The organism is Faecalibacterium gallinarum, assembly GCF_022180365.1.
GTDB classification, from domain to species: domain Bacteria; phylum Bacillota; class Clostridia; order Oscillospirales; family Ruminococcaceae; genus Faecalibacterium; species Faecalibacterium gallinarum.
Genome location: NZ_BQKV01000027.1, coordinates 59,259 through 76,693, shown reverse-complemented (window position 1 = coordinate 76,693; position 17,435 = coordinate 59,259). Strand labels below are relative to the sequence as shown.

Annotated in this window: 16 protein-coding genes; 7 read left to right on the top strand and 9 right to left on the bottom strand. The window is 62.9% G+C overall.

Annotated elements, in window-relative coordinates; genetic code table 11:
* Window positions 1-54: 54 nt before the first annotated feature.
* The 5 genes from pstB to JCM17207_RS04230 all read right to left on the bottom strand — a co-directional run bounded on the left by pstB (window position 55) and on the right by JCM17207_RS04230 (window position 4,638).
* Window positions 55-810, bottom strand: coding sequence for a phosphate ABC transporter ATP-binding protein PstB (gene pstB / locus JCM17207_RS04250; protein WP_238316420.1), 756 nt, complete (start codon window positions 808-810; stop codon window positions 55-57).
* A gap of 18 nt (window positions 811-828) precedes the next feature.
* Window positions 829-1,713, bottom strand: coding sequence for a phosphate ABC transporter permease PstA (gene pstA / locus JCM17207_RS04245; protein WP_238316419.1), 885 nt, complete (start codon window positions 1,711-1,713; stop codon window positions 829-831).
* Between the two features lie 3 nt (window positions 1,714-1,716).
* A complete protein-coding gene (gene pstC, locus JCM17207_RS04240; RefSeq protein ID WP_238316418.1) occupies window positions 1,717-2,583 on the bottom strand; it encodes a phosphate ABC transporter permease subunit PstC in 867 nt (288 codons plus the stop codon).
* Between the two features lie 190 nt (window positions 2,584-2,773).
* Window positions 2,774-3,655, bottom strand: a complete 882-nt coding sequence (locus JCM17207_RS04235; RefSeq protein WP_238316417.1) for a phosphate ABC transporter substrate-binding protein — start codon at window positions 3,653-3,655, stop codon at window positions 2,774-2,776.
* 362 nt (window positions 3,656-4,017) lie between these two features.
* Window positions 4,018-4,638 carry a GNAT family N-acetyltransferase gene (locus JCM17207_RS04230; RefSeq protein WP_238316416.1) on the bottom strand — a complete coding sequence of 207 codons (621 nt, stop codon included), beginning with the start codon at window positions 4,636-4,638 and terminating at the stop codon, window positions 4,018-4,020.
* 217 nt (window positions 4,639-4,855) lie between these two features.
* On the opposite strand from JCM17207_RS04230, the gene prmA reads away from it, so the two are divergent.
* Both prmA and JCM17207_RS04220 read left to right on the top strand, forming a co-directional pair.
* Window positions 4,856-5,770 (top strand): 50S ribosomal protein L11 methyltransferase, encoded by a 915-nt coding sequence (gene prmA, locus JCM17207_RS04225; protein ID WP_238316415.1) that lies wholly within the window; start codon window positions 4,856-4,858, stop codon window positions 5,768-5,770.
* Between the two features lie 44 nt (window positions 5,771-5,814).
* Window positions 5,815-6,558 (top strand): RsmE family RNA methyltransferase, encoded by a 744-nt coding sequence (locus tag JCM17207_RS04220; RefSeq protein ID WP_238316414.1) that lies wholly within the window; start codon window positions 5,815-5,817, stop codon window positions 6,556-6,558.
* 110 nt (window positions 6,559-6,668) lie between these two features.
* Here the strand turns inward: JCM17207_RS04220 and JCM17207_RS04215 are convergent, their stop codons facing one another.
* Both JCM17207_RS04215 and JCM17207_RS04210 read right to left on the bottom strand, forming a co-directional pair.
* Complete coding sequence (locus JCM17207_RS04215) at window positions 6,669-8,285, bottom strand: phosphoenolpyruvate--protein phosphotransferase (RefSeq protein ID WP_238316413.1); 1,617 nt, start codon at window positions 8,283-8,285, stop codon at window positions 6,669-6,671.
* Entirely contained in the window at window positions 8,272-9,456 is a 1,185-nt protein-coding gene (locus JCM17207_RS04210; RefSeq protein ID WP_238316412.1) for a patatin-like phospholipase family protein, read from the bottom strand. Before JCM17207_RS04210 ends, JCM17207_RS04215 begins: the two co-directional genes overlap by 14 nt.
* Before the next feature lie 159 nt (window positions 9,457-9,615).
* Here JCM17207_RS04210 and JCM17207_RS04205 point away from each other — a divergent pair, with 159 nt between their 5' ends.
* The gene (locus JCM17207_RS04205) at window positions 9,616-10,263 is read left to right on the top strand and encodes an HAD family hydrolase (protein ID WP_238316411.1); all 648 of its coding nucleotides are present in this window, start codon (window positions 9,616-9,618) and stop codon (window positions 10,261-10,263) included.
* An 80-nt stretch (window positions 10,264-10,343) separates the two neighbouring features.
* On the opposite strand, the gene JCM17207_RS04200 is transcribed toward JCM17207_RS04205, so the two are convergent.
* Entirely contained in the window at window positions 10,344-11,093 is a 750-nt protein-coding gene (locus JCM17207_RS04200; RefSeq protein ID WP_238316410.1) for a LytR/AlgR family response regulator transcription factor, read from the bottom strand.
* Between the two features lie 157 nt (window positions 11,094-11,250).
* On the opposite strand from JCM17207_RS04200, the gene JCM17207_RS04195 reads away from it, so the two are divergent.
* Window positions 11,251-12,267: a glycosyltransferase gene (locus JCM17207_RS04195; RefSeq protein ID WP_238316409.1), complete on the top strand. Its 1,017-nt coding sequence runs from the start codon at window positions 11,251-11,253 to the stop codon at window positions 12,265-12,267.
* 67 nt (window positions 12,268-12,334) lie between these two features.
* Here JCM17207_RS04195 and JCM17207_RS04190 read toward each other — a convergent pair whose 3' ends face one another.
* Window positions 12,335-14,128 (bottom strand): aminopeptidase P family protein, encoded by a 1,794-nt coding sequence (locus JCM17207_RS04190; protein WP_238316408.1) that lies wholly within the window; start codon window positions 14,126-14,128, stop codon window positions 12,335-12,337.
* Window positions 14,129-14,318: 190 nt separating this feature from the next.
* Between JCM17207_RS04190 and JCM17207_RS04185 the strand changes: the two genes are divergently transcribed.
* The 3 genes from JCM17207_RS04185 (at window position 14,319) to JCM17207_RS04175 (ending at window position 17,412) form a co-directional block, all read left to right on the top strand.
* Window positions 14,319-14,690 (top strand): GntR family transcriptional regulator, encoded by a 372-nt coding sequence (locus JCM17207_RS04185; RefSeq protein WP_238316407.1) that lies wholly within the window; start codon window positions 14,319-14,321, stop codon window positions 14,688-14,690.
* Between the two features lie 2 nt (window positions 14,691-14,692).
* On the top strand, window positions 14,693-16,072 hold the full coding sequence (locus JCM17207_RS04180; RefSeq protein WP_238316406.1) for a DUF5808 domain-containing protein: 1,380 nt from the start codon (window positions 14,693-14,695) through the stop codon (window positions 16,070-16,072).
* Window positions 16,073-16,212: 140 nt separating this feature from the next.
* The gene (locus tag JCM17207_RS04175) at window positions 16,213-17,412 is read left to right on the top strand and encodes a CobW family GTP-binding protein (protein ID WP_238316405.1); all 1,200 of its coding nucleotides are present in this window, start codon (window positions 16,213-16,215) and stop codon (window positions 17,410-17,412) included.
* The last annotated feature ends 23 nt before the right edge of the window (window positions 17,413-17,435 follow it).

The following is a 17,435-nucleotide window of genomic DNA, read 5'->3' as shown; positions in this document are numbered from 1 at the left end:
CTCATCCTTTGTTGTATGCTGCAAAATCGGCGCCGCAGAGCGGCAGGAGGCGGATTAACCGAAGCGGCCGGAGATATAGTCCTCGGTGCGCTTGTCTTCCGGCGTGCTGAAAATCTTGTCGGTGGGGCCTACCTCCACCATCTCGCCCAGCAGGAAGAAGGCGGTGCGGTCGCTGATACGGGCGGCCTGCTGCATGTTGTGGGTGACGATCACCACGGTGTAGTCCTTTTTCAGCTCCCGCATTAGCTCCTCGATCCGCATGGTGGAGCCGGGGTCCAGGGCGCTGGTGGATTCGTCCATCAGCAGCACGTCGGGCTGCACTGCCAGTGCGCGGGCAATGCACAGACGCTGCTGCTGGCCGCCGGACAGGCCCATGGCGCTCTTTTTGAGCCGGTCCTTGACTTCGTCCCACAGGGCGGCGCCCCGCAGGCTCTTCTCGACGATCTCATCCAGTTCCGATTTCTTGCGGGTGCCGTGGATCCGGGGCCCGTAGGCGATGTTGTCGTAGATGCTCATGGGGAAGGGGTTCGCTTTCTGGAAGACCATGCCGATCTTGCGGCGCAGCCAGGTCACGTCTACGCTGGGGGAGTAGACATCCTCCCCGGCGTAGAGCATCTGGCCCTCCACCCGCACGCCGGGCACCAGGTCGTTCATCCGGTCGATGGTCCGCAGGAAGGTGGATTTGCCGCAGCCGGAAGGTCCGATGAGGGCGGTGATCTGCCGCTCGGGGATCTCGAGGTTGATCTTCTTCAGCGCCTGTTTCTGGCCGTACCAGAGATCCAGGTTCTTGGCTTCGATAATCGTGGGCATAATTCGATTCTCCCTCTTTTAATGTTTCTTGAGTTTGCGGCCGACCAGGCTGGCGGCCAGGTTAATCACCAGGGTCAGGATCATCAGGATGGCGGCGATGGCAAAGGCCACATCGAACTCCGCCCGCTCCCGGGCGTACACATACAGGGCCACCGTGAGGGAGGCGCCGGAGGAGTGTACGAAATTGTCCACCGACCCAAAGAAGTTGTTCATGCTCATGCCCATGCCGGCGGTGAAGAGCAGAGCGGCGCTCTCGCCCACAATCCGGCCGATGGCCAGGATGCAGCCGGTGACGATGCCGTCGATGGAGGAGGGCAGAATCACAGTGCGGATCATGTACCATTTGCCGCTGCCCAGAGCCAGGGCGGCTTCCCGGTAGGACTGGGGCACCGTCTTGAGGCTCTCCTGGGTGGTGCGGATGATGGTGGGAATGGTGACGATCACCAATGTCAGGGAGCCGGCCAGCAGAGAGGCCTGGAGCCCCAGCAGCTGGCAGAAGAAGAGCATGCCCACCAGACCAAAGATGATGGAAGGAATACCGGTCAAAGTCTCGGTGGCGAACTCAATGGCGGCCACCAGCTTTTTGTTCTGGGCGTACTCGGTCAGATAAACCGCCGCGCCCACGCCCAGGGGCAGGGTGATGATCAGGGTGACCACCACCAGATAAACGGTGTTGACGATGTTGGGCAGGATGCCGATGGTGTCCTTGATATAGCTGGGAGAGGTGCTCAGCAGTTCCCAGGTGATGTGGGGCAGGCCCCGGACGAAGATGTAGCCGATCACAAAGACCAGCAAAAGGCAGGTCACCGCGGCGCAGAAGTACAGCAGGCCCCGCAGGATCAGGTCATAGGCCCGGCGGGAGCTGGACAGCGCCCGGGTTTCCTTGTGCTCGTTGTGGTCCATGGGTTAATCCTCCTTCTTCTTCAGCAGGGTGTTCAGGGCGACGTTGATGATCATGATGAAGACAAAGAGGACCAGCGCAATGGAGTAGAGCGCCTGCCGCTGCAATCCGGAAGCGTAAGCCATCTCGCTGGCCACGGCGGTGGTCAGGAAGCGGACGCTGGAGAAAAGGCTGGGCATATTGGCCACGTTGCCGGCCACCATCATGATGGCCATGGCCTCGCCGATGGCGCGGCCGATGCCCAGAACCACGGCGGCGGCGATGCCGCTGGAAGCAGCCGGGGCGCTGACCTTGAAGATGGTCTCGATCTGGGTGGCGCCCAGGGCCAGGCTGGCCTCCTCGTACTCGTGGGGCACGGCCTTGAGGGCGGTCTCAGACACCGAGATGATGGAGGGCAGGATCATGATGGCCAGCACGATGATGGCGCAGAACAGGCTGGCGCCGTCGGGCAGGTTGAAGGCCTCCCGCACGGCGGGGACCAGCACCATCATGCCGATCAGGCCGTAGACCACCGAGGGAATGCCGGCCAGCAGATCCACCGCCGGACGGACGATGGAGGCCATCTTGGGCGAGGCGATCTTGGCCAGATAGACCGAGGTCATAAAGCCGATGGGCACGCCGATCAGGATGGCGCCGCAGGTGCCGTAGATGGAGGTCAGGATGAAGGGGAGGATGCCGAACTTGGGCTCGGCAGCCGTGGAGGCCCACTTGGTGCCGAACAGGAAGTCCACAATGCCGATCTCCCAGATGGCGGGCAGGCCCGAGACAATCAGATAGAGGCTGATGAAGAGGACGAACGCGATGGCGATGATGCCGCAGGCAAAGAACATCGCGCCCATGAAGGTCTCCATCGGGCGGACTTTTTGTTTCATGGTAATACCGGCCTTTCTTCAGACGGATTGCTTTAAAGACAGGCGGATGCCGCCGAGCCGCCCTCTTTTTCGAGGGGAAGGCAGGGCGGCAGCGGCCCGAAATTTTTTGTCCTTACAGTCAGAGCGCCCCCTCAAAAACCAAGGGGGCACTCGGGATTTGATGTAATTTAAGTTCTGAAACGGGGTGAGTTTATTCTGCCACGGGGACAGCGCCGGCGCCGGCAATCAGCTCAGAAGCCTCGGTGGAGGTAGCCCAATCCACGAAAGCCTGGGCAGCAGCGGACAGCTCGGTGCCGTCGCTGACGATGAAGTTGAAGTTGCGCTGGATCACATAGCTGCCGTCCAGAACGGTCTCCTCAGAAGCAGCCACGCCGCCCACGGTCAGGGCCTTGATGGTGGCGTCACCCTCCACAGCGGACAGAGAAGCGTAGCCGATGGCGTCGGGGTTGGAAGCCACGTTGGCGATGACCTCACCGGTGGAGGTCAGCTCGTTCTGGTAGACGCACAGATCCTCGGTGCCGGTGATGGACTCGAAGCCGTCACGGGTGCCGGAACCAGCCTCACGGCCGATGGCAACCACGGGGGCGTCGTTGCCGCCGATCTCGGACCAGTTGGTGATCTCGCCGTTGAACAGCTGGGCGATCTGGTCGATGGTCAGGTCAGACAGGGGGTTGGCGGGGTTGACGATGATGGCGATGCCGTCCTTGGCCACGGTGATCTGCTTGACGCCGGTCTCGGTGTCCTTCAGATCGCGGGAAGCCAGGCCGATGTCGCAAGTGCCCTCCTGAGCGCCGGTGATGCCGGCGCCGGAGCCGGAACCGGTGTAGTTGACGGTGATGCCGGGCTGAATCTCTTTAAAGCCCTCGATCAGGGAGCCCATCACGTCCTCCATCGAAGTGGAGCCGTTGGTGTTGACGGTGCCGGACAGGGTCTCGGCAACGGAAGAAGCAGTGGAAGTGGTAGCAGTGGTAGCGGCGGTGGAAGAGCTGGAGCTGCCGCAGGCAGCCAGAGCGCCGGTCAGGGCAACAGCACCGCAAACAGCCAGGAATGCGCGACGATTGAGCTTTTTCATAACAATTTTCCTCCAAAGGATGGCCCGGCCGAACCAAAAGCGCCGGGAAATCATTTTATTTTTGTTTTGTGTGTAACTTTGTTTGGGACGGTTTCATTTTACCGCCAGCCGGGCCCGGCTGCGACCATGGTGAGGGAAAATCGATGTAAAGCTTTGGTACATGATTTCGCCCAAAAGAAAAGAAAATGTAAAACGAGGCCTGAAAACGCGGCGCCCAATTTTACATTTTCCGAATAAATGCCGGAAAACGGCCTGCCCCATTGTCTGCAATGCCAAAAGGTCTCACTATAACCAAAACCGCCGCAGCAGAAAGGGCCCTCCCCTTCCGCTGCGGCGGTTCTTTCAGATTTAAAAATACAGGCTTACAGCCCGAAACGCTCCTCCGTCCCGTCCGGGCGGTAGAAGCGGACGAGTTTTTTCCAGTCGGCGTCTGCAATGCCCTGGCGGTTTTCGTGGTAGCAGAGGGCCAGCTGGTGCATGGCCTCTTCGCCGGAGAGGGGCTCCTGCCCCGGGCAGGGCAGCACCAACACCCGGAACCATGCGTCGAACAGACGCTCGGTCCAGCCGGTATCCACCGCCCCGGCCCGGGCGTAGAACCCCAGGCGGCGGTGGGCCATGGCCTCATCCTCGGCCTTTTCGGGCCACTCGGCCTCGATGACGATGGCCCGGGCTCCCGGCTCGTGGGCGGGCAGCTGAGCCAGCAGCTGGGCCCCCAGCCCTCCGGCCCGGCGGTCGGGCAGGACAGCGAAATAATCCAGGTGGCTGATGGGGCAGCCCTCGGGCCGTACCATTAAGAGATAGGCGGCCAGGTTCTCCCCCTCAAAGACGCCCCAGCTGTGGGCCGAGCCCCGGGCTTCGGCGGCCAGGATCATGGCCAGGGGCTTGCGCTCGCTGGCCGGAAAATCCCGGCACAGGTCAGTTTCATAAAGGCGGGTCAGCTGGTCGGCAGTCAGCCGCCGCCAGGTCAGATTTGCGGGTGTCACAGGAAAGATTCTCCTTTCGCTCTGTCAGGAATCGGGCGATTTTTCCCCGGCCGGGCGGGGGAAGACTGGCTCTATTGTAGCCTGACCCCGGCCAAAAAGCAAGGGAATCCCGGCGGGGGCGGGCGATCCGTTCGGCGTCTCGGGGGCGGAACTACTTGTTAAATGGGACAAAATCCTGTATCATAGCCTTAAAAGCTATTCTGGGAGGAACCGAAGGATGGAATGGACTGATATTCGTCTGACCGTAGCCAAAGCCGACGCCGAGCAGGCCGAGGCTGTGGCCACCATGATCGCCGAGGGCGGCATCTATATCGAGGATTACAGCGACATCGAGCAGCAGGTGGCCGAGATCGCCCACGTGGATCTGATCGAGCAGGAGCTGCTGGACAAGCCCCGGGATACCGTCATCATTCATATGTATCTGGAGCCCAGCGCCCAGCCTGCCGAGACTCTGGCCCTCATCGAGGCCCGGATGGAGGGGGCGGGCATCCCCTACACCGTGGAGCTGGAAAAGGTGGAGCAGGAGGACTGGCAGAACGGCTGGCGTAAGTACTACCACCCCATGGAGATCGGCCGGCATCTGGCGGTGGTGCCCTCCTGGCAGGAGTATGAGACCGACCGGGTCAAGCTGATCCTGGACCCGGGCCTGGCCTTCGGCACCGGCGGCCACGAGACCACCAGCCTCTGCCTCGAGGCCCTGGATCAGCTGGTCCGGGGCGGCGAGCGGGTGCTGGACATCGGCACCGGCAGCGGCATCCTGGCCATTGCGGCCCTCAAGCTGGGGGCAGCCCAGGCTGAGGGTGTGGACATTGACCCGGTGGCCGTCCGTACCGCCGGGGAGAACGCCGCCCTGAACGGAGTGGCCGACCGGCTCACCGTCCTGGTGGGAGACCTGTCGGACAAGGCCAGCGGCCAGTACCAGATCATCACCGCCAACATTGTGGCCAATGCCATTATGGCCCTGGCCCCGGCGGTGCCCGGCCTGATGGCCGAAGGAGGCGTCTTCATCGCCAGCGGCATCATCGACACCCGCAAGGAGGAAGTGATCGCCGCCCTCCAGGCTGCCGGGCTGAAGGTACAGGAAGTCAAGGAGAAGCGGGGCTGGGAGTGCATCGTCTGCACGAAGGCATAACGCTCCTGTCTCAACCACAACCATTAGTATAAGGAGACTGTAATATGCCGCACCGTTATTTTACCACCGAGATTTCCGACGGCACCGCTGTGCTGCGGGGGGAGGACGCCCACCATCTGACCCGGGTCATGCGGGCCAAACTGGGGGAAAAAGTGATCCTCTGCGACGGCAAAGCCGTGGAATATACCGCCACCATCACCGGGTTCGGGGATGAGCTGGTGGAGTTCTCGGTGGAGCCGGGCTACCCCAGCGCCGCCGAGCCCAGCGTCGAGGTGACCCTGCTGGCGGGCTACCCCAAACAGGATAAACTGGAACAGATCATCCGCCACGGGGTGGAGCTGGGCTGCGCCCATGTGATCCCCTTCTTCAGCCGGTACTGCGTGGCCGCCCCCAAAAAAGAGGAGCAGAAGAACGTCCGCTACAACCGAATCGCTTTCGAGGCGGCCAAACAGTGCGGCCGGGGGGTTCTGCCGGATGTGGCCCTTCCCCTGCCCAACTTCGGGGCGGTCTGCCGGACCTTTGACCAGTACGACCTGGTGCTCTTCTGCTACGAGTGCGGCGGCGCCCCCTTGCGGGAGCTGCTGGCCCAGACCCCGGCCCCCGAGGGGCGGCCTTTGAAGATTGCCCTGGTCACCGGTGCGGAGGGGGGCTTTGCCGCGGAGGAAGCCGCCGCAGCCGCCGCAGCCGGGGCCAAGACCGTGGGCCTGGGGCCCCGGATTCTCCGCTGTGAGACGGCCCCCCTGGCGGTGCTCTCGGCGGTGATGACCCTGACCGGGAACCTGGAGTAAGAGCCCGCCCCTTTTTCTGTATAGCCAATCAAAAAACGCCCCGGGCCAGCTGGCCCGGGGCGTTTTTGCGCTCCATCGCGCTTTACTAAATGTATATTGCCTGTTCACAATTACAAAACATGGGCGTCGGCTTCCAGCAGCACCCGTTTGGCGTCCAGCAGGGTCTGGGGGCTCATGGAAAAACTCCGCAGCCCCATCTGCAAATACTGCACCAGGTTGGCGGGGTCCCCCACCGCCAGCCCGGCGATGTTGATGGGGATGCCCCCGGCGCAGGCGGCGTCTACCGCCATCCGGATCAGCTTCCGCATGGCGGCGCTGGCAGGCTGGAAATACCGTTCCGCCGAGGTGACCTCCCGGCCGGCGGCGTGGGTGTACTGGGTCAGGTCGTTGGTGCCGATGGTAAAGAACTGGCACCCGTGGGCGATGAACTCCTCCGCCGTCAGACAGGCCGCCGGGATGCTCAGCATAATGCCGAAGGGCATGTTTTCATTAAAGGGCACGCTCCGCTCCCGCAGGTTCTGGCGGCACCGCTCCACGATCCGCATGGCGGCGTCCCAGTCCTCCACGTTGGTCACCATGGGGAAGAGTACTTTCAGCGGCCCCCGGGCCCCGGCCCGGAGCAGGGCGTAGATCTGGGTCTCGAACTGCCGGGGCTGGCGCAGGCTGCTGCGGATGCCCCGCAGGCCCAGATGGGCCGACTGCTCCCCCTGGTAGACGTTGGCCAGGGTCCGGTCGGAGCCGAAATCAAAGGTCCGCACCGTGATGGGCCGCCCCTGGGCCGCCGCCAGACAGGCGGTGTAGTAGAAGTATTGTTCCTGTTCGTCCGGCATCTTGCCCGGCAGCATGAGATAATCGCTCCGCAGAAGGCCCACCCCCTGGGCCCCCGACTGGACCGCCGAGTCAATGTCCTCCGGCCCGAAACAGTTGGCCAACAACTCAAAGGGCTCCCCGTCCCGGGTGAGGTTGGGCAGGGTCTGGAGCTGGGTCAGCGCCTCATTCTGCCGCTGCCGCTCACAGATCTGGGTCACCATCTGCTGTCGGGTGGCCGAATCCGGGTCCAGGATGCAGATGCCGTTGTCGGCGTCCAGCACCATCATCCGGCCGTCGCAGTCGTTCAGGAAATCCCGTCCCACCTGCACCAGGCCGGGGATATTCCGGGCCCGGGCCAGGATGGCCGCGTGGCTCTGGGCGCTGCCCTCAGAGGTGATGACCCCCATAATCATCCCCGCCGGCACGCTGAATAAATCGCTGGGCATCAGCCGGTCGGCCGCCAGAATCACCGGGTGATCCAGGGCCAGCCGCTCCCGGGGGCGGTCCCCCAGAATGTTGATGACCCGCTGGGTGGCGTCCAGAATATCCACGCTCCGCAGCTGCAAATAGGGGTTGTCGGTCATGGCCGAGAGCTGGTCGGCGAACCGCTGGCCCACCCGCTGCATGGCCGCCGCCGCGCCGGTGCCTGCCGCAATGTAGGAGCGTACCTCGCTCATGAATCCGTCGTCCTCCAGCATCATGCTCTGGAACATAAAGATGGCCTGTTCGCTGGTGGCCGAGCGGCTGGCCATGGATTCCAGCTCACTCTGGGCGATGGAGATGGCGTTTTCCAAAAGACGCTGTTCTTTTTTGGGGCTGTGGGGGTTCCGGTTGAAGGTGTCATAGCTGCGCTCCAGCCGGCTCACCTGCCCCAGCACCAGGCCCGGCGAGGCGGGCACGCCTTTATAAATCCTCATGGGGTATCACCTCCGGCAGAGCAGGGTCGGTCAGCACCCGGCAGACCAGCGCCTGCAAAAAATGGTTGGGCATAAGGGTGGCCCGGGCCACCAGCGCCCCGTTGGCGGTCCCGTCAAAGAGGGGGCCGAAACTCTCGATCAGTGGGTGGTCACAGGCGGCCAGGAAAGCATTGCCCAAGGATTCCACGGTGTACAGCTGGGTGGGGTCCACCTTGGCCTCCTCGGCGGCGGCTTCCAGGGGGGCCAGGGCCTCGTCTTCCAGGTTGGCCAGGACCAGCGCCAGGGCCGAGGTCAGGTGGGCCGAGGGCCAACGGGCTTTGACCGCCTCCTGAAGCTTGTCAAACCGCACCCGGAAGAGATTGGCGGCCCCGTCGCTGTCCTCCCGTGCCACGGCATAGGCGCAGCCCCGCACCCGACCGAAGGCCCGCAGGGTGTCGTAATAGCCCAGCTGGATGTTCCGGGCGGCCGTCTCGGGGGAAAACCGTAAAATCTCCCCCAGATCCCAGTGGCTGCGGATCAGAATGGTGGGCAGGCCGGTTCGGTTGGGCCGGGTGATTCCCACCCCTTCCAGGTCCACACAGACCAGTTCCTCGGCCCCCATCCGCTGGGCCAGTGCGGTGGGCATGTTGTCGGCGTAGCCCCCGTCCAGGTACTCCACCCCGTCGATCTTTCTGGCCCGGATGGCCGGGAAACAGGCGGCGCTGGCCAGCATGTAATCCTTCACTTTCCCTTTCGGGATCTCTTCCAGGGCCAGCTCCCGGGGGCGCAGGCCCCGCTTTTCCACCGTTACCAGCCCGAACCGCACCGGCGAGGCCCGCAGGGCCTCCTCGTCCAGTACCCGGTCCACGATCTCTTCCAGGGGGGTCACATCCATCCCCCCGGCGGCCACCGTCTGGCGGAGGAAGGTGTTCAGCTCGGACAGGCGGGCCCCCTCTTCGGGCAGGTCCAGCACGTCCTGGCTGCGGATGGACAGCCACATATCCCGGGCCGTCTCATAGAGGTCCAGGGCGAACATGGCGCCGTTCAGGCAGCCCACGCTGGTGCCGGTGATGATCTGGGGCCGCCAGCCCAGCTCGGCCAGCGCCCGCCAGACCCCCACCTGGTAGCTGCCCCGGGCGCCGCCCCCGGCCAGCACAAGGCCTCGTGTTCGATTGGATTCTTCCATCGGCATTCCCACCCTTCCAGATTTTGAACCAATTATACCACAATCCCGGGGAGATTTCTCCCCTGTTTTGCCCCTCGGGGATACCCAAATGGCGGCGAATCGTGTATAATCGGGGGCGGAGTATTACAATACAGTGCCGCCCGGGGCGGCCGGAGGAATGAGAGAATGAAATACAATCACTGGATTTTTGATATGGACGGCACCCTCACCGACAGCATGGGCATCTGGGACGAGGTGCCCTTTGCCCTGCTGGAACAGTACGGCCGGACCCCGAAACCCGACCTGCGCCAGGTGCTTTTGCCCCTGGGCATGGCCGAGAGTGCCCGGTATCTGATTCGGGAGTATCAGCTGCCCCTGGACGAGGCCAATTACGACGCCGCCGTCATGGAGGCGGTGGGGCGGCTCTACCGGACGGTGGAGCTGAAACCCGGCGTCCGTAAGACACTGGAGCGGCTCAAGGCAGAGGGCGCGCATCTCTGCGTCTGTTCCAACACCTGGCAGCCCATGTGCGAGCGGGTACTGGGGGGCCTGGGGGTGCTGGATTATTTCGACTTTGTCCTCTCGGCCCAGGACGGCTTCACCAAAAAAGAGCCCGCCATCTTCCTGGAGGCCATGCGCCGGGTGGGGGGCCATACGCCCGCCGAGTGCGTGGTCTGTGAGGACGCCGTCCATGCCGCCCGCACCGCCCACCGGGCGGGCTTTCCGGTGATCGGCATCGCCGACTATTACAGCCGGGCCGATGAACCCGAGATGCGGGCCCTGAGCCAGCAGTTCCTCACCAGCTGGGAGCAGCTGGACTGGTCTAAGGTTTAAGGGCCTGGACGCCCTATTCCATAAAAAGCAGACCCCGGGCGGATGCGCTGCGCATCGACCCGGGGTCTTGTGCTTTGGGTTTATGGATTGGGAGCAGCCTGGCCGCCGCCCTGTTCCAGCCAGGTCAGCAGCGCCTGGCGGACAGCGGTTTCCCGGCTGCGGGGCAGGGGGATTCGGGCGCCGCTGGCCATCTGAATCTCTCCGGCGGCCAGCAGCCGGACCGCCGCCAGGTTCACCACAAAGGAGCGGTGGGGCTGCAAAAACCGGTCGTCCGCCAGAAGAGGGGCCGCCACGGTGGTAAAGGGCACCCGCAGAGAGAGGGAGGAAATGGCCTGGCCGTTGGTCAGGTGGAAATGGACAATGTGGTGGGTGCACTCCAAAAACTCGATCCGGGCATAGGGCAGCACCCGCAGGCCCTCCGCCGTGTGTACCGGCAGGGCGGGGCCGTATTCAGGCTCGGTGGCTCGGTCCAGCAGGGCAAACAGATCCTCCTGGCGGACGGGGCGGAGCAGGTACTGCATGGCGTCCACCCGGTAGGCGCTGTATGCGTGGGCGGTGGTGTGGGAGAAGAAGGCCAGGGGCGCCCGCCGCCCCCGGTTGCGCAGGATGAGGGCGGCCGCCATCCCCGCCGGGGCGGGCACGTTGCCCAGCTCGATGAGGTAGAGATTGTAGCGCATCCCGTCAGCGTCCCGCTGGAGCAGGGATGCGGCGTCGGGCAGCTGCTCCACAATGCAGGCGTCGGCCCGGCGGGAATAATATTCCATGCACATCCGCTGCAGCCGGCTGCGCAGCACCCCGTCGGTGGAACAGATTGCAATATGAAAAACCATAGGGACTGCCCTCCTGTCAAAAATTTCAGTCCGGCGTTTGGCCCTGGGGTTTGCAAAGCGGACCGGAACAGTGTATTATAATAGCGAACCGCGGAGATGTTGCCGCGGAAAAGATAATATCCAAAAACATCATGAGAGAAAAAGGAGACACTTCGCCATGGAACAGCCTCTGGTGAGCGTCATCGTGCCGGTGTACAACACCGAAAAACAGCTGGGCCGGTGCGTTGAGAGCATCTGTGCACAGACCTGGCAAAACCTCGAAATTATCCTGCTGAACGACGGTTCCACCGACGGGAGCCTGGCCGTCTGTGAAGCCTGCCGCCAATCGGACCCCAGAATCCGCCTGGTGGACAAGGAGAACACCGGTGTCTCCGCCACCCGAAACCTGGGGTTATCCCTGGCTACCGGCAAATACATCCAGTTCATGGACAGCGACGACAGCCTGGACCCCGGCTGTACCCAGAGCATGGTGGAAGCTGCGGAGGAAAACGCCGCAGACCTGGTGGTCGCTCCCTATAAAATGGTGATCCCCCGGGGGATGGGCCTGGGCCAGCGGTTGCAGGAAAAACTGTCCCTGCCCATAAAATCCGAGCCGGATCCGAACGAGGCTCAGGAGGAACCCGAGATCCGGGAATACAGCTTCCTCCCCGCGGGGGTATATGGCCAGGTAGAATATGCCCTGGCCCTGATGAAAAAACCGGGGTCGTTCTACTATGGCGCCCTTTGGAACAAACTCTATCGCCGGGAGGTGATCGAACAGGCGCAGCTGCGCTTTGTGGACGATCTGCCCTGGGGGGAGGATTTCGCCTTTAACGTTCAATACGTCCGTTATGCCGGACGTTTCTGCGCCATCGACCAGCCCGGGTACTATTATGTGCAGAATCCCCAGAGCATCTGTCACACCCAGATCAACCCTGTGACCATCGTCCAGAGCAAGACGACGCTTTTTCCCTACTATAAGGAGCTGTTTGAAGCCCTGGGAATCTACGAGGAAAACCGGGTCGAAATCTATAAATACCTGGTGGAAATGTCCGAGAGTATCTTTTCCACCGGCCCGCTGAAAAAGGCCGTTACCGAGGTCAGAGAGATGTTCCGGGATATTCTGCCCGACGGCGTCTCGGACCCCGACAAGGCCCTTAAATCCCCGTCCGACGACAAGCCGGATGCACAATAAACGCTTAAGGCAATAAACCGCCGCCGGAGCCCAGAGCCCGGCGGCGGTTTTTGCTCTCAAAAAGGTTTTAGCAGCCGATGGCAGCGCACTTCTTGGCCAGCCAGTCCCGCTCCTCTTCGGTCAGGCGGGGGGCCAGCTTCTCGAAGACCTGGCGGTGATAGTGGTTCAGCCAGTCGATCTGCTCGCCGCTCAGCACGCCGGGCACGATGGGGCTGGTGTCGATGGGCACAAAGGTCACCGGCTCAAAGGCCAGGAAGGTGCCGTACTGGTTGACCTCTTTCTGGTAGCACTCCAGCTCGTTCTCGATCCGGATGCCCACCTGGCCGCCCTCGTAGACGCCGGGTTCGTCGGTGATGATCATGCCGGGCACAAAGACCACCTGGTTCCGCCCGTTGAGAGAGTGGGGCCCTTCGTGGACGTTGCCCACAAAGCTGACGCTGTGGCCGGTGCCGCAGCGGTAGTTGATCAGGTGCCGCCAGAGGGGTTCCCGGGCCAGGGTGTCCAGCATCTGGCCGGTGCAGTAGTTCAGCCAGACCGCCCGGGCAATGTCGATGTGGCTCTGGAGGGTCCAGGTGTAGAACAGCCGCTCTTCCTCGGTCAGCTCGCCCAGAGGATAGGTGCGGGTGATGTCGGTGGTGCCGTCCAGATAGGTGCCGCCGCAGTCCACCAGCAAAAAGCCCTTGGGCTGGAGTTTTGCGTGGTTGGCCTCGGTGGCGTGGTAGTGCATCATGGCGGCGTTGGGGCCGTAGGCGGCAATGGTGCCGAAGCTCTCCACCAGGAACTTGTCCTGCTGGCTGCGGTATTTGTGGAGGATCTCGTCCACCGTCAGCTCGGTCAGCTCCTCGCCGGCGGCCATCCGCTCCTCCAGCTCCTTCTGGAACCGGACCATGGCCACGCCGTCCCGGATGTGAGCCTCCCGCAGGTGGGCCAGCTCGGTGGGATTCTTGACCCCCTTAAAGGCCAGCAGAGGGTCGTCCAGGTCCTTAACGGTCAGGACGGGGTTTTCGCTCAGGGTCTTGTAGACGGCGTAGTTCACCGAAGCGGGGTCGGCCAGGACGGTCTGGGGCTCGGTCTGGGCGGCCAGGAATTCCAGAACGTCGTCATAGCCCGCCAGGGTGACCCCGTTTTCGGCCAGTTCGGCGGCGGCCTCGGGGGCCAGACGGCTGGAATTGATGAACAGGACCGCCTTGTCCATGGTCACATAGCAGTAGGCCATGGCGTAGGGGGTGCAGTTGATGTCCATGGCCCGCAGGTTCAAAAGCCAGGCCAGGTTGTCCAGTTTGCCGCAGAGCTGGGCGGTGCAGCCCAGTTCGGTCAGCTTTTTCCGCAGCTGATTCAGCTTTTCGGCGGGGGTGAACCCGGCGTACTCGGCGCTCAGCAGCCAGGCGGGGGTGGCGGGCAGGGCCGGCCGGCCCTCGGTCCAGAGCTCATCCTCCAGGTTCAGGGTCTTGATCCCGGCGCCCTTTTTCTCCAGAGCCTTCTGGAGGCCCCGCACCAGCCCGCAGGAGGCGGTCAGGCCGCAGAGGCCCAGCATCTGGCCCTCCGACAGGGCGTCGGCGCAGTATTCTTCCACAGTGGGGACACCGGGCTCAGCCATCTTCTGGAGCTGGATCTCCGACCCGGCCAGCTCTTTCTCGGCCTGGACGAAGAACCGCCCGTCGGCCCAGAGGGCACTGCCCGTCCGGGTGACCACCAGGGTGGAGTTCTCCCCGGTAAAGCCGGAGAAATACTCCCGGGAATTGTAGTGGGTAGGCAGGTACTCGCTGGAATGGGGGTCCCCGGTGGGGATCAGATAGGCCTCGCACCCCTGGGCCAGCATGGCTGCCCGCAGGGCTGCGATCCGCTCGTTGACGGTAGACATAGTATAAAACCTTCTTTCCAAACGCTTTTGCCGGGAAAAACGCCCGGCGGCGGTGGTTTGCATCCTCTCTATTGTAGCATTCCGGCGCAGAGATTGCAATTACCCCGCCCCGGGTGTTTCGACTTGACAATATGTATTGTGTGTATTATACTAAGTAATACAAAGAATACATACCAAGGGAGGCGAAACCATGCTGTTTGAGCTGGATTTTCAGAGCCCGGTGCCCATCTACAAGCAGATCCGGGACCAGGTGGTGCTGGCGGTGGCTGAGGGGCGGCTGCTCCCGGGGGAGAGGCTGCCCGCCATCCGCACCCTGGCGGAGGACGCCGGGGTCAACAACATGACGGTGAGCAAAGCCTACCAGCTGCTCAAGTCGGAGGGGTATCTGGTCACCGACCGGCGGAGCGGGGCGGTGGTCTGCCGGCCCTCCGCCCCCGCCGGGCTGGACGAGGACCAGATGGTCCGGCTGCGGATGCTGGCCGGGGAGGCCAAGCTCGCGGGCCTGAGCCGGGCGGAGTTTGAAGCCCTGTGCGGCTCGCTCTACCACGAAACGGAGGGATAACGATGATGATGTCGATTATCATGGCAATCTGTCTTTTGCCCATTCTGATTATGATTTATGTTATGGAGCGGAACGAGGCCAAACCCAAAAAGGGGATGATCCTGGGGGTGACTCTGCCCCCCGAGGGTCAGACCCTGCCCGAGGTGGAGGGGATTGTGGCCCGGTTCAAGCGTCATCTGGCTCTGTTCTGCCTGGTCTGCGCCGCAGCGGCAGTGCCGGTCTTTTTCATCGACGGAGAGATCGCCGGCCTGACGGGATGGATGGTTTGGATGGTAGCGGCCATCTGCCTGCCCATGCTCCCCCATATTCTGGCAAACCGGGCTCTCAAGGCCCTGAAAAAGCAGCGCGGCTGGCAGGCGGCGGGCACCGTCCGCCGGATTGTGGACACCAAGGCGGACGCGGCTTCCCTGCCCCGGCCCATCGACAACCGGATGCTGGCGGCGGCCCTGGTGGTCTGCCTGCTGCCGTTGCTGCTGCTTTTCTTCTTCGAGGATGCGGGGCTGCGGTGGAGCCTCTTTTTCCTCTGCCTGTGTGATACCGCCTGCCTGCTGATCATCTGGGCCTGCGGGCGGTGGATGTTCCGCCGCCGGGCCGACATGGTCAGCGGGGACACCGCCCTCAACCAGACCCTTTTGCGGGTGCGGCGGCTCTATTGGGATCGCTGCTGGATCGTCAACCTCTGGGCCATTGCCGCCCTCAACTGCCTGATCGGGATCAATATGCTCTGGCCGGTGGAATGGCTGATGTTTTTGATGATCGTGGGCTTCAATTTCTTTTTGATCGGAGTCTGCCTCTGGACTGAGCTGGGTACCCGCCGGGCCCAGGAGCGGCTGACCAGCGGGGTGGAAATCATCGCCGACGAGGACGACCGCTGGATCTGGGGCATCTTTTACTATGACCCCTCCGACCGGCGCCTGATGGTGGCCAAGCGGGTGGGCATCGGCACCACCATGAATCTGGGCCGCCCGGTGGGGATGATTCTGGGGGTTCTGAGCGCCCTGGTGCTGGTGGGCTGCGTCTTCATCGGGCCCATCCTGGGCGGGATGTACAATAAGCCTCTGGGCCTGACGGTTAGCGACCCTTATTTTGTCGCCTCTCTGGGCGAAAAATCCAAATACGCCCTGCCCCTGGATGAGATCGCCAGCGTGGAACTGCGGGACACCCTGCCCTCGGCCTACCGGACCTTCGGCGTAGGGATGGAAACCTATTTGCAGGGCACCTTCTCGGTGGAGGGGGACGGCTCCTGCCAGCTGAATCTGGACCCCACCCAGCCGCCTTTCCTCCGGGTGGAGACCGAAACCGGCACCTACTGGTTCAATGCCGAAACCCCCGACGAGACCCGGGCCGCCGCCCAGGAGCTGGAAACCCGGCTGGGCCTCTGAACAGGCCATAAAAAAGTTACAGATTTTTCCGGGAAAAGACTGGTTCGGCCATTGACAGCCTTGTTATAATAATAGATGTACAAAAGTATCGGCGGGCGCCAGACGCCCGCCCTGGGAATCAGAAAACGAGGCTATCCAGTATGACAAAAATTGATATTTTTTCCGGCTTTCTGGGCGCTGGCAAGACCACGCTCATCAAGAAGCTGATTCAGGAATCCTTCGGCGGCCAGAAAGTGGTGCTGATTGAGAACGAGTTCGGCGAGATCGGCATTGACGGCGGCTTTTTGCAGGAGTCCGGCATCCAGATCAACGAGCTGAACGCCGGCTGCATCTGCTGCTCCCTGGTGGGCGACTTCCGCGAGGCCCTCAAGAAGGTTGTGGCCGAGTATCACCCCGACCGCATCCTCATCGAGCCCTCCGGCGTGGGCAAGCTGTCCGACGTCACCCGCGCCGTGGAAGGCGTGGCCGAGACCCTGGACGTGGAACTGTCCAGCTTTGTGACGGTGGCCGACGTCAACAAGGTCAAGATGTATATGAAGAACTTCGGCGAGTTCTACGACGATCAGATCAGCCACGCCAGCTGCATCCTGCTCAGCCGTACCCAGACCGCCAGCGAGGACAAGGTGGCCGCCGCAGTGGCTCTCCTGCGGGAGAAGAACCCCACCGCCACCATCGTCACCACCCCTTGGGAGCAGCTGACCGGCGCACAGATCCTGTCCGCCATGTCCCAGAAGCACGACTTTGTGGCCGAGCTGCTGGCTCTGGCTGCCCAGGCCAATGCCGAGCACCATCATCACGACGAGGAAGAGCACGACCACGAGGGCCATTGTTGCCACCATCACCACGATGAGGAGGAGCATGACCACGAGGGCCACTGCTGCCACCATCATCACGATGAGGAGGAGCATGACCACGAGGGCCACTGCTGCCACCATCACCACGATGAGGAGGAGCATGACCACGAGGGCCACTGCTGCCATCACCACCACGAGGAAGAGGAGCACCACCACCATTACGACGAGAATGGCGTGTGCAGCTGCGGACATCATCACCACGACCACGACGCCGACGAGGTGTTCACCAGCTGGGGCGTGGAGACGGCCCGCAAGTTCTCCAAGGCCGACATCGAGGCTGCTCTGACCGAGCTGGACAGCGGCAAGTACGGCATGATCCTCCGTTCCAAGGGCATCGTGGACGGCGGCGCCGAGGGCTGGCTGGAGTTCGACTACGTGCCCGGCGAGTGGGAGGTTCGCTCCCGCGGGGCCGACGTGGGCGGCAAGCTGGTGGTCATCGGCTCCAAGATGGACGAGAAAGCCATCGCGGCCCTCTTTGGCTGCTAAGCCCGGCAAAGGAGATTCCGCAG

Bases quoted from the DNA above. Each gene is read 5' to 3' on its own strand.
- pstB (WP_238316420.1), bottom strand. From the start codon at position 810: ATGCCCACGATTATCGAAGCCAAGAACCTGGATCTCTGGTACGGCCAG.
- pstA (WP_238316419.1), bottom strand. From the start codon at position 1,713: ATGGACCACAACGAGCACAAGGAAACCCGGGCGCTGTCCAGCTCCCGC.
- pstC (WP_238316418.1), bottom strand. From the start codon at position 2,583: ATGAAACAAAAAGTCCGCCCGATGGAGACCTTCATGGGCGCGATGTTC.
- JCM17207_RS04235 (WP_238316417.1), bottom strand. From the start codon at position 3,655: ATGAAAAAGCTCAATCGTCGCGCATTCCTGGCTGTTTGCGGTGCTGTT.
- prmA (WP_238316415.1), top strand. From the start codon at position 4,856: ATGGAATGGACTGATATTCGTCTGACCGTAGCCAAAGCCGACGCCGAG.
- JCM17207_RS04220 (WP_238316414.1), top strand. From the start codon at position 5,815: ATGCCGCACCGTTATTTTACCACCGAGATTTCCGACGGCACCGCTGTG.
- JCM17207_RS04215 (WP_238316413.1), bottom strand. From the start codon at position 8,285: ATGAGGATTTATAAAGGCGTGCCCGCCTCGCCGGGCCTGGTGCTGGGG.
- JCM17207_RS04210 (WP_238316412.1), bottom strand. From the start codon at position 9,456: ATGCCGATGGAAGAATCCAATCGAACACGAGGCCTTGTGCTGGCCGGG.
- JCM17207_RS04205 (WP_238316411.1), top strand. From the start codon at position 9,616: ATGAAATACAATCACTGGATTTTTGATATGGACGGCACCCTCACCGAC.
- JCM17207_RS04200 (WP_238316410.1), bottom strand. From the start codon at position 11,093: ATGGTTTTTCATATTGCAATCTGTTCCACCGACGGGGTGCTGCGCAGC.
- JCM17207_RS04195 (WP_238316409.1), top strand. From the start codon at position 11,251: ATGGAACAGCCTCTGGTGAGCGTCATCGTGCCGGTGTACAACACCGAA.
- JCM17207_RS04190 (WP_238316408.1), bottom strand. From the start codon at position 14,128: ATGTCTACCGTCAACGAGCGGATCGCAGCCCTGCGGGCAGCCATGCTG.
- JCM17207_RS04185 (WP_238316407.1), top strand. From the start codon at position 14,319: ATGCTGTTTGAGCTGGATTTTCAGAGCCCGGTGCCCATCTACAAGCAG.
- JCM17207_RS04180 (WP_238316406.1), top strand. From the start codon at position 14,693: ATGATGATGTCGATTATCATGGCAATCTGTCTTTTGCCCATTCTGATT.
- JCM17207_RS04175 (WP_238316405.1), top strand. From the start codon at position 16,213: ATGACAAAAATTGATATTTTTTCCGGCTTTCTGGGCGCTGGCAAGACC.